This is a genomic window from Komagataeibacter kakiaceti JCM 25156 (genome assembly GCF_000613305.1).
Map to the genome: position 1 here is coordinate 1 of NZ_BAIO01000046.1, position 10,942 is coordinate 10,942.

Here is a 10,942-nt window from a genome sequence, read left to right on the forward strand (position 1 = left end):
ATTACGGCTATGGTTACGGTTATGGATATCCTGTTTACGGTTATCCGGGGTATTATGGCTATCCGTATGGCGGATATATTGGTGGCTGGGGTTGGGGCGGCTGGTAAAGGCGCTGTAATGGCGGGCCGGGTACTGGTCATGGACTGTCCCGGCCCGTGTCCTGACTTCATGCAAGGTGGCTGCGTTACCAGTGTCACGCAGCCGCCGTGGCCCGAACGGCGCCACGGGACATGGCTGGAATTCAGCCATGCACACCGACTGTTGCCGCATAAGCGCACTTTCGGGACGGGCATTATCATATCCGGCATAGGGGTCGCGCACCCGCATGGATCGTCCGGCCTGCCAGGGCAGCAGGCAGATGGGGCGAGAATGTGGGGCTGGCCCGCAACCCGTCATGCGTTTTACGGGCGGCCCGCAGGAATCCTGTCACCTTGGCGAATGTGTAGCTGAGGTAAAGAAATTACCTGAACCCTGAATGTCGTGACGCGTTCGAAACGTATGAGCTGATTGGCAGGGTGCGGCGATGGTCCTTATGCCCCGGCCAGATGCGACACGGGCTGTCATAAACATTACAAATATGTGTCATTATATTTTATTGTTATGAAAATGTAACGATGTGTGTGGCTTTTGCAACGTACTGATATTCAATCGTTATGATGGGGAGCATTTCGGTTCGTTATCAAAAAAAAGCTGGTAGATAGCAGTGTAGCAAAAACGACATTCTGGGGACCGCCATGAAGAAAAACGGGATGAGAGTATCTGGGTTTCGTTCCGGTATTGGATGCATTACGGCGCTTGCCGCTGGTATCCTGCTCGATATGCCCCATGCTCATGCCCAGGTGTCCATATTCAAGAGCATGGAAAAGAGTGATTCCGCCATGGCGCGGTGGCTGTCGGGCATTACCCTGACCGGTCAGGTCGAAGGCGGCATCATGGCCAACCCCGCCCGCCCGCAGCCGGGCTACAACTTCGGTGACTTCTTTGCCGACCATGCCAACCAGGTACAGCTCAACCAGGCCGAATTCACCCTGCAGAAAGCGATTGACCCCTCACAGGGCGGCTATCAGGTCGGTTTCACCCTTGAGGCATGTACGGTTCGGATGCACGCTACTACCAGATTCTGGGTGTCAGCGCGCATGAATGGAACGCCCGCTACCAGCTGATCCCCGCACAGGCCCACGCCGATGTTCACCTCCCCTGGGCCACCAAGGGCGGGCTGGACATGCATGCCGGTATCCTTCAGGCCCCCATGGGCGTTGAAACGCTCGATCCCACCACCCGCCCGTTCTATACCATTGCCTACACATCCGAATATTCGGTTCCCTTCCAGCATATCGGCGCCATGTTCAACTGGCATGTGACCGACATGATTGACGTGACGTTCGGTATCGATACCGGTAACCAGACCTCGTTCGGCCGTTCCGATAACAACAACGCGCCCGCGGGTTATTTCGGGTTCAACCTGAACAACCTCGCGCATGGCAAGCTCAACATTATCGAACTGAGCCGCGTCGGGCCTGAAAACTCCCGCTATTCATCCGCCGGTGGCCGGTATGAGGCCGACCATGCAGAACGGTTCTGGAACGACATCAACGCGACCTACGCCGTTAACGATCGCCTGACCCTGACGGGGGAGTTCAACTACATTCATGACGAAGGCTGAACGGCATCCGCTCGAATGGCAACTTCAAGGCCGCGACGCGGAAAGCTTCGTCAGCTTCCTGAGCTACAAGATCAACAAGGTCCTGACCTTCAACTATCGTGGTGAAATCTACCGCGATAACAACAATCTCATGGTTGCGACCTTTATTGGCAACAATTCCTACATGGATGGCATTTCCGGTCGCGCCAGCCGGGGTGACGCCCTGATGCCGGGGCCAGGCGGGCATGGCACCACCTATGGTGAAATGACTCTGGGCGTGACCTACAAGCCGGATCTGGGCCACCATGTCCGCGTGTTCATGCTGCGGCCCGAAGTGCGCTTCGATCGCTCGCTGAACGATACGACACCCTTTAACGGTGGACGCAACAACGGCATGTTCACCTTTGGTGGTGATGCGGTCATCGGTTTCTGATCCAGGGCGGTGCGGGTCAGGGAATGATTTTCCTTCAGCCCGTTCGGCCTTTTCTCAAAAAAGCTTCACCAAAAACTTCATTACGATTCCGGCCTATCTCAACGGCAGGTTTTTCAAACAGCCGCTGAGGGGCCAGTTCACCGTTCCCCTGCAATGATCCATCCGCGCCGGTTCTGGAGTGGCGGCGGCGGGGGTGCGGGCGTGTCAAACGGGAAGGGCTGGTCCGGCCCCGGAGGCGGATAATCCCGTGGGGATGGCGGGTTGGGCGGCGGTAACGGCGGTTGTCCGCAGTTGTGAATGGAAAGTCTCGACATGGCGGTTCTCACTTCCATAACGCCAGGGAGGCCATAAGCTGTCGCCCGCTCAACAGGCCCACACGCATCACGGCCATGGTGCAGGCGCGATTGCGGGCCGGGCTGCGCAATCCATGCTGACTGCCCACAGGCGTTGATACGGGACCCTGACTGTAGCCGTCTCCCATATTCACGAAGATGCACGAATTCCTAATGCAGCCATGGGCGGGAAGGTTGCATGCCCTTGTCCATGGGCAGGGCAAAGGCTTCCGCAACGCTGTCGTGGCCGGTGGTGGCGGGGTATCCGTGCCGCCGTGAATACAGGCCATGCGCGTGTGTGTTGAGACCAACCCCGCATCGCCTGTCGCGTTAACCGTCACAGGCCGGGGAAGGGGCGCCCGGCCATATGGCGGGTAGGGTGCGCATGTCCAATGTAGAGCGCTTTGAGTTCATTCTCCTCCTGATCGTCGTGATCGTGGTGCTGGATCTGGCCGCACGCAGGCTGCGCCTGCCCCCGGCGGCGGCGCTGGTGCTGGGGGGCATCGCCATCGCCCTTATGCCGGGGCTGCCCGTTATCGAGATTGATCCCGATCTGGTGCTGATCGTGTTCCTGCCGCCGCTGCTGCTGGCCGGGGCCTATTTTTCCGTCTGGCATGCGTTCCGGGCCAATCTGGCGGGTATCGTGCAGCTTGCGGTGGGCGGGGTGGCGTTCACCACGTTCGCGGTCGGCATGGCGACGCGCTGGCTCATTCCCTCCATGCCATGGGCGGGATGTTTCGCGCTGGGCGCCATCGTGGCCCCGCCCGACGCGGTGGCGGCGAAGGCCGTGCTCAGGCGTGTTTCCCTGCCGGAACGGATCACCACATTGCTGGAAGGGGAAAGCCTGCTGGATGACGCGGCCAGCCTGGTCCTTTACCGTTTTGCCACCGTCGCCGCCCTGACCGGCACGTTCAACCTTGTCCATGCGGTGGCGACGTTCGGTTTTCTGGCGGCGGGTGGCCTTGCGTTCGGTGGTCTGCTGGGCTGGGTATGGATCAGGTTCATGGGCATGGTGCGCGATCGTATCGTCAGCATCACCATGACGCTGCTCCTGCCATGGGTCGCCTATATCGGCGGGGAGCAGATCGGGGTTTCCGGTGTCATCACCACCGTCGTGGCGGGGCTGGTCGTGGGCTGGCGGCAGCATGACGTGTTCAGCGCCGATGCACGCCTGCGCTGGGCGGCGGTGTGGGAAGTGCTGGTTTTCCTGCTGGAATCCCTGGTGTTCGTGCTGATCGGCACATCCGTCCATGCCATTGTGCTGCGGCATATGGGTACGGGCTGGGTACGGCAGGATGTGTTCCGCCCGGTGGCGGGTATTGTCGCGGCCGTTCTGGTCTCGCGCTTTGTGTGGATGTTCGTGACCGAAGGGCTGCGCGTGATCTGGATACCCGACCGGATGCGGCCGGACCGGCGGATGTTTTTTGGCTTTGTCGCGATCATGGGCTGGTGTGGCATGCGCGGCGTGGTCAGCCTGGCGATAGTGCTGGCCCTGCCGGAAGACATGCCCAATCGTGACATCATGCAGATCGCGACCTTCGTGGTCATTCTGGTTACCGTGCTGGTTCAGGGAACAACGATCGGGTGGGTCATTCATCTTACCGGCGGTGGGCACGGGCATGCATGGGGGCAGAAACATTACCTGTCCGTATCGCAGGCGCGCGCACTCGTCGCCCGGATGCAGGAAAACGCCATACGCGAACTGGCGTACGGCGCGGATGGGCAACTGATCCATGCGCACCTGCTGGAACAGTATGCCTATCGTGCGGAACTGGCCGAACGCTTCAGCCATGAACAGCAGGCGCTACAGGGGCGGCAGGATGCCGAATACAAGATGCAACTGACCATAATAGACGCTGGGCGCGCCGAACTGCTCCGCCTGCACCGCAGCGGGGCGGTGCATGATGTGGTGCTGCACCAGCTTGAGCATGAACTCGACCTGCAGCAGATGATCGCGGAGGGCGGCCTGATCTGAGATCAGGCGGTTTCGCGCGCAAGAAGGGTGGCAAGCCAGTCCGCAAAAAGCTGGAGCCGGCGGGAGAGATGCTGGCGGTGCGGGTAAAGCAGCGTCATGGGCATTGGCCCGGCCCGCCAGTCGGGCATGACCTCCACCAGTTCACCGCGCTGGATATGGGGGCGCACGTCATAGGCGGGCACTTGTATCAGCCCCAGCCCGGCAAGGCAGCAGGCCACCAGTGTCTCGGCATTGTTTACGCAGACCCGGCCGGACATGGGCATGGTGCGGGCCTGGCCGTTTTCCATCCATTCCCATTCCTCCACCCGGCCGGTGGTGGGTGATGCGTAGCGCACGGCCTCATGCCCGCCCAGTTCGGATGGCCGGAGCGGTATGCCGTGGCGGGCAAGATAGGCCGGGCTTGCGACATTGACCAGCGGCAGTTCCCCCATCCGGCGTGCGATCAGCCTGAATCCTGCAACGGGCCGATGCGCAGCACGCAGTCCACGCCGTCCTCGATCAGGTTTATGGCCCGGTCGGTAACACCCAGTTCAATGTCAATATCCGGGTAGTGCCGCAGGAAGGTCGGCAGGGCAGGGGCAACAAGCAGGCGGCCGATCCGTCCCGGCATATCCACACGCAGCAGACCGCCCGGCCCGGCCCGATCGCTGCGGAACAGGTTTTCGGTTTCCTCCACATCCGCCACCAGCCGCACGCAATGGTGGTAAAAGGCCGCGCCATCGGGCGTGGGCGCGACCGACCGGGTGGTGCGGGCCAGCAGACGCGCACCCACCCGTGCCTCAAGTTCCTGTATGGCCGTGGAGACCGAGGAGCGCGGCATGTTGAGCGTATCGGCCGCATGGGTGAAACTGGACGTTTCCACCACCCGGGCAAAAATACGAAAAAGGTCGATACGGTCCACTGGTGTCGGCTTTCCTGACTGAAAAATGTCCTTATGACTGGCGGAATATTTTCTGGACTAAAGTGTTCAGACTGCCTTCGGAAGGTCTTAAACCGAATTGCGAATTCAGGATATTGTCAAGGGTTCCCGCAGGGCGAATTTCCTGATGGGCGGCGTCCATGCCGGAAAATATCCCCCTAACCCTGCATCATGCGCTGTCTCCCCCTGTCCGGATTGGCAGGACCGATCCCGTTCTGAAATCCACGCCTTTTTCCGGATCGGAACGGGTTGAACACGCCCGGCGTTAACCCGGAACTGGCCGCCCGTGTGGCGGGACGGTTCTTCTTGCGCGGACAAAAATCATGTCGAAGCCTGTTCTTGTCGTCGGCGCGGGGCCTGTCGGTCTGACCATGGCCGCCGAGCTTGCGCGGTATGGCGTGCCCGTCAGGCTTGTCGATAAAGCGCCGGGGCGTACCGATCAGTCCAGGGCCCTCGCCGTATGGCCCCGAACCCTTGAACTGCTGGCGGCGGCGGGCTGTGCGGGGGCTTTCGTGGCCACGGGCCTGCATGCGGAAGCCGTCAGTATTCATGCCGGGGGCAAGGTTCTTGCCCGCATTCCATTCGCCACGATCGCTTCACGGTTCAATTACCTGCTGATGATCGCGCAATCGGAAACCGAGCGCCTGCTGGAAGACCATCTTCAGTCCCTTGGCGGAAAGGTCGAGCGCGGCGCCGAACTGACGGACCTTGTTGACAGGGGCGATGGTGTTTCATGCACCTTGTGCATGACGGGGGCAGAAGCGAGACCATGGAGGCCGCCTGGCTCATCGGCTGCGACGGTGCGCACTCCTTTGTGCGCCGCAGGCTTGGCCTGGCATTTGAAGGCGATACCCTGCCAACCGGTTTCATCATTGCCGATGCGCATGTCGCGGGTCTTGCCATCGCGCCGGATGAACCAGCGATTTTCTGGCATTCCGATGGGGCCGTCATGTTCTTTCCCATGGCTCCGGGCCGTTACCGTATCATTGCCGATATCGGCTCCACGCCATTGCACGCACCGGATCTGAAAGAAGTGCAGGCCATTGTCGACCAGCGCGGACCGGGCGGTATCACTCTGTCCGATCCGGTCTGGCTGTCGGATTTTGGGGTCAATGAGCGCACGGTGCGGAATTATCGTGCGGGCCGCGTGTTTCTGGCGGGGGACGCGGCGCATGTCCATAGTCCCGCCGGGGGGCAGGGCATGAACATGGGCATGCAGGACGCCTTCAATCTCGCGTGGAAACTGGCGCTTGTCGAACGGCGGGAGGCGGGTCCGGCCCTGCTGGACAGCTACAGCATCGAACGCAGCGCGGTTGCCCGGCAGGTTCTGTCCGATTCCGGGCGTATGACCAGAATTGTCCTGCTCAGAAGCCATCTGGCGCAATGGTTGCGCGGTTTTGCCGTGCAGGGGATTTTTAAAATACCGCTGGTCCGTCGCACGGTCGCCAACCGGCTTTCCGGTGTCATGATCGCGTATCCCGACAGCCCGCTTAACGCCGGCTTTGCCAGAGGGCTGCGGGGCGCGCGTCCTGGGCAACGATTTGCCGCCGATTATGCCCCCGGCGCGGGTGATCTGCCCCGCTTTACACTGGTTGCCACGGACGATGCCCAGGCACGGGCCATGATGGCGCGCCATACTGCCCTGCTGAAACCCGAACTCCGCCAGCCACCGCGAAAGGGTATCTGGCTGGTGCGCCCTGATGGCTATGTCGCGGCAACGGCGCGGAGCGGGAACTGGCCAGTGATCGAGGCGGCACTGGCGGGGATGGCAGCCGATCCATCGCCCCTCAACCGCCGGTTCTAACGCAGGCGCTATTCATAAACGTATTTCTCAGCCTGTTTTAAAAACAACTGTTTTTATAAAAAGAATAAAAGTTTTTGGGTGCCGCCTTTTTTCAAAAAGGCGGCGTTCCCTGAAGCGTTCTGAAAAAAGCTTCACCAGAAACCGCCTGATGATTTGCGGAAATGTCCCCAGGACAGGCTTCTCAGCGCACGGGGTCCGAGCCGAGATGGGTGATGCCTTTCTGGCGGGCAAGCTCGATCTGGCGTTCACGTTCGGCGTAGCGGTGGCGCTGGGCTTCCGTCCGTTCATCATGGCAGTGGGGGCAACTGATGCCCGCTTCATATTCCGGTGCCTGCCGGTCGGCTTCGCTCAGTGGCGCGCGGCAGGCATGGCATATGTCAAAATTGCCGGGCTTCAGGCCGTGGCCCACGCTGACACGCTGGTCAAACACGAAACATTCGCCATCCCACAGGCTTTCCTGTTCAGGCACCGTTTCCAGATATTTCAGGATGCCGCCCTGCAGGTGGAATACATCCTCAATCCCTTCCGCGCGGACAAAGGCCGTGGCCTTTTCGCAGCGGATGCCGCCGGTGCAGAACATGGCGATTCTGGGCGTGCGGCCCTGTGCCGTCAGTTCCTGCCGCTGGTCGCGAAACCACTGTGGAAATTCGCGAAAGCTGCGGGTTTGCGGATCAATGGCCCCGCGAAAGGTTCCGATCGCAACCTCATAATCATTGCGGGTGTCGATCACGATGGTGTCGGGGTCGGAAATCAGGGCGTTCCACTCAGCGGGCGCGACGTAATGGCCCACGTCGCGCCTCGGGTCCAGTCCGTCTATGCCCATGGTCACGATTTCACGTTTGATACGCACCTTCATGCGCCGGAAGGGCAGGGAAGGGGCGCGGGAAAACTTGATTTCCATATCGGCACAGCCCGGCAGGGCGCGCAGGGTGGTGACGATGGTGGTGATGGCGCTGTCACTTCCGGCAATGGTGCCGTTTATCCCTTCATGCGCCAGCAGCAGGATGCCGCGTATGCCCAGCTTGTGGCATGTATCGAGCAGGTGCGCGCGCAGCGCCGCGCAGTCCGTGAACGGGGTGAAATGATACAGCGCCGCCACGCAGACAGGCAGCGTGCCCTGCGGATCGGCGGGAAGGGCGACAGGGGATGTGTTCATTGTAATGGGCAACCATGGCTGAAAATGACCGCATGTAACCCCCCGACGGACAGGCGGGCGGCGCCGCAGTCATAACGGAGTTTGCGCCCGAATGCACCATGGGCGCGCGCGGGGCGGGACATGCCTGCTGTATTCAGGGGGCGGGACGTGATTATATCATCTGTCTGATCGTATGGATGGGCCGCTAGATGACCGTAACCCTGTTTCATAACCGTGCCTGTGGCACGTCACGTAATGTCCTGGCCATGATCCTTGCCGCGGGGATCGAGCCGGTCGTGGTCGAATACCTGAAGACCCCGCCCTCACGCGCGGATCTGGACGTGCTGGCCAGCCGCCTGAGCGTGCCGGTGCGCGACCTGCTGCGCCAGCGTGGCACGCCTTATGCCGAACTCGGGCTGGATGACCCGGACCTGACGGACGGCAGATACTCGACGCCATAGCCGCCCATCCCATCCTGCTCAACCGCCCGGTTGTCATGACGGAGACCACGGCCCGCCCCTGCCGCCCCAAGGAGACGCTGTTTGAAATCCTGCCCGAAACCCGTATGGCGCAGGCCGCGCCGTAAACCCGGAGCATGTCACGGTTGCGCTGCCATGGCGGCGGGGTCGGGTGAGGTGACGCGGGGCAGTTCCAGCAGGTTTATGGCCATGCCCTGCGCCCGCAGGCTGCGGGTCATGTCGCGGATGCTGTCGTGATGGGTGAAGAGCAGGACCTGTGTCGTGCGGGCGAAATCCGTCAGGGCGCGCAGGGTGGCAAGTGTGCGGGCATCATCAAACTGGACCAGCAGGTCATCGGCTATGAAGGGAAGCGGCTCGGCTGATTTGCAGTAGGTCTCCACGCTGGCCAGCCGGAATGCCAGGAACAGCTGGTCACGTGTGCCCGCGCTCATGGCCGTTACGGGCACGATGCTGCCGTCATGGCGCACGGCCTGCACCACGGGCTCGTTCCGCGCATCCAGTTCTGTGCGGATGCCGGTAAACGCGCCCTGTGTGGCAAGATGCAGGAACTGCCCCGCGCGTGTGACCAGTGGATCCTGTTCCTCGGTCCGCACGCGGTCAATCGCATCGGCGATCAGGTTGCGCGCCAGTGTCAGCCTGGCATATTCCGCCACGATCTGGTGCAGGTGGGTAATCGCCGCCTCGCGCCGGGCGGCGGCCTGTGGCGCTTCGGTATTGTTCTCGAACGCGCGCAGGGCGGTTTCCTCGCACTGTTCGGCGCGGACCGCGTTGTCGCGCAACAGGTCCAGTTCCTTCAGGCGGTCATCGATCCGGGCGATCTCGGCCGTCAGTTCGGGCAGGTCGCGACCATCAATTTCCCGCTGCAGATCGTCCGGGGCCTGCCCATCCGTCATGCGCGACAGGGTGTGCAGCGCCTGTGCATGCCGCTCCGCCAGGGCGTCCCGCCGGGCCAGGCGCTGGGCAAGCTGCTCCAGCGCGTGGGGGCTGTCCGTCTGCGTACGGGTCTGGAGGGTCGCGATCTCCGCCTGCGCGCGGGACAGGCTGGTTTCACTTTCCCGCGCGGTACGGGTGGCCTGTTCGTATTCCGGGCGCAGGGCTTCGCGCTGGGTGTGGTTTTTCTCCGCCGCCTGCCAGCGGCGCTCAAGCTCACCTGCGGCGTCCAGCGCGTCATGCGGCAGGGCGGGATGGATATGGGGGCGCAGGCCGTCCATCACCCGCGTCAGATCCGCCATGGCCTTCCGGGCCTGCGTGGCGGCTTCCCGCAGTTCGGCCAGACGTTCTATATGCGCGGGCGCTGCCGCCCATTCGGCGGCAAGGTCGCAGGCAATGGCAGGCGGGGCATCGGCGGGAAGGCCGAGGGCCTGTACGGTCGCTCCCCATTGCTGTTCCCATTCCTGCCGCGTGGCCTGCAGGCCCTGCGCCTGTGCCTGCAACCCGGTTTCGCTGGCGCGCAGCTCATCACATTCGCGCTTCAGCCTGTCGTATTCATCATGCTCGGTGTCGTGCAGGCGCAGGGCGGCGATGATGGCCGCGACACAGGGCGCCGGGGCAAGGGCCGGATCAACGCCCAGCCGGTGGGCCAGACGCTGCATGATGTCATATTGGGTGTCGGGCCGGATGCGTTCTTCCGCCAGCAGGGTGCGCTCATGGGCGATCTGCGTGGTTTCGGTCAGGATTTCCGTACGCTGGCGTACAAATGCGTCCAGTGCGTCGGGCGTTGCCGCATGCGGGATCAGGGCCGGGAAAGGCGCGATGAATTCCTGCCACTGGCAGTCCATCCGTTCGTGCAGGTGTGCCTGCTGCTGCATGTAAAAGGCGATTTTATCTTCGCATTCCCTGATCGCATGCCGCACGCCCTCGATCCGGGCGATACGGTTTGCCTCCGCCATCAATTGGGCGGACAGCGTATCGGCCCTGTCCATCGCGGCATCAAGGGCCGTGGCCTGAAGCTGGCGTGTGGCGGCAGGCGTCTGGGCCGCGGGATCAAGATAGGCAGTGCGTATGTCGTGCCATAGCGCGTCGCGCTGCGTGCGGGCGGCGGCCAGTATTTCCGGCGTGACCGGATGGCCTGCCTGCTCCAGCCGGGCAAGCTGCGGGTGGAGCGTGGTCAGGTGTTCGCGCGCCGCCACCAGTTTGCTGGTAAGCTGGTCATGTTCGCCGCGCAGGCCGTGCTGGCATTCCGCCAGCCTGCGCACGGCGTCCGGGGTGGGGCAGGGCAGGGCG

Annotated in this window: 5 protein-coding genes and 4 pseudogenes; 5 read left to right on the top strand and 4 right to left on the bottom strand. The window is 62.3% G+C overall.

The window, feature by feature from the left end; all coding sequences use genetic code 11:
* On the bottom strand, positions 1 to 327 hold a 327-nt coding region (locus JCM25156_RS29330; RefSeq protein WP_034958461.1), incomplete at its 3' end, for a hypothetical protein.
* Positions 328 to 818: 491 nt separating this feature from the next.
* On the opposite strand from JCM25156_RS29330, the pseudogene JCM25156_RS21690 reads away from it, so the two are divergent.
* Positions 819 to 2,075 (top strand): annotated as a pseudogene (locus JCM25156_RS21690) (outer membrane beta-barrel protein).
* 699 nt (positions 2,076 to 2,774) lie between these two features.
* A complete protein-coding gene (locus JCM25156_RS05140) occupies positions 2,775 to 4,382 on the top strand; it encodes a cation:proton antiporter (protein WP_242402489.1) in 1,608 nt (535 codons plus the stop codon).
* A gap of 2 nt (positions 4,383 to 4,384) precedes the next feature.
* Here the strand turns inward: JCM25156_RS05140 and JCM25156_RS21695 are convergent.
* Positions 4,385 to 5,283 (bottom strand): annotated as a pseudogene (locus JCM25156_RS21695) (LysR family transcriptional regulator).
* A 389-nt stretch (positions 5,284 to 5,672) separates the two neighbouring features.
* Here JCM25156_RS21695 and JCM25156_RS32000 point away from each other — a divergent pair.
* Together JCM25156_RS32000 and JCM25156_RS21700 are read left to right on the top strand one after the other, a co-directional pair.
* A pseudogene (locus JCM25156_RS32000) lies at positions 5,673 to 5,984 on the top strand (FAD-dependent monooxygenase); the annotation flags it as partial.
* 50 nt (positions 5,985 to 6,034) lie between these two features.
* Entirely contained in the window at positions 6,035 to 7,105 is a 1,071-nt protein-coding gene (locus tag JCM25156_RS21700; protein WP_277909349.1) for an FAD-dependent monooxygenase, read from the top strand.
* Between the two features lie 181 nt (positions 7,106 to 7,286).
* Here JCM25156_RS21700 and trhO read toward each other — a convergent pair whose 3' ends face one another.
* On the bottom strand, positions 7,287 to 8,261 hold the full coding sequence (gene trhO, locus JCM25156_RS05155; RefSeq protein WP_025812359.1) for an oxygen-dependent tRNA uridine(34) hydroxylase TrhO: 975 nt from the start codon (positions 8,259 to 8,261) through the stop codon (positions 7,287 to 7,289).
* Positions 8,262 to 8,449: 188 nt separating this feature from the next.
* Between trhO and arsC the strand changes: the two are divergent.
* Positions 8,450 to 8,826: pseudogene (arsC, locus tag JCM25156_RS21705) on the top strand (arsenate reductase (glutaredoxin)).
* Positions 8,827 to 8,838: 12 nt separating this feature from the next.
* Here the strand turns inward: arsC and JCM25156_RS29335 are convergent.
* The coding region (locus JCM25156_RS29335) for an ATP-binding protein (RefSeq protein WP_025812360.1) at positions 8,839 to 10,942 on the bottom strand (2,104 nt) is incomplete at its 5' end.

Coding starts and splice junctions, on each gene's coding strand:
- JCM25156_RS05140 (WP_242402489.1), top strand. CDS start 2,775: ATGGCGGGTAGGGTGCGCATGTCCAATGTAGAGCGCTTTGAGTTCATT.
- JCM25156_RS21700 (WP_277909349.1), top strand. CDS start 6,035: ATGCACCTTGTGCATGACGGGGGCAGAAGCGAGACCATGGAGGCCGCC.
- trhO (WP_025812359.1), bottom strand. CDS start 8,261: ATGAACACATCCCCTGTCGCCCTTCCCGCCGATCCGCAGGGCACGCTG.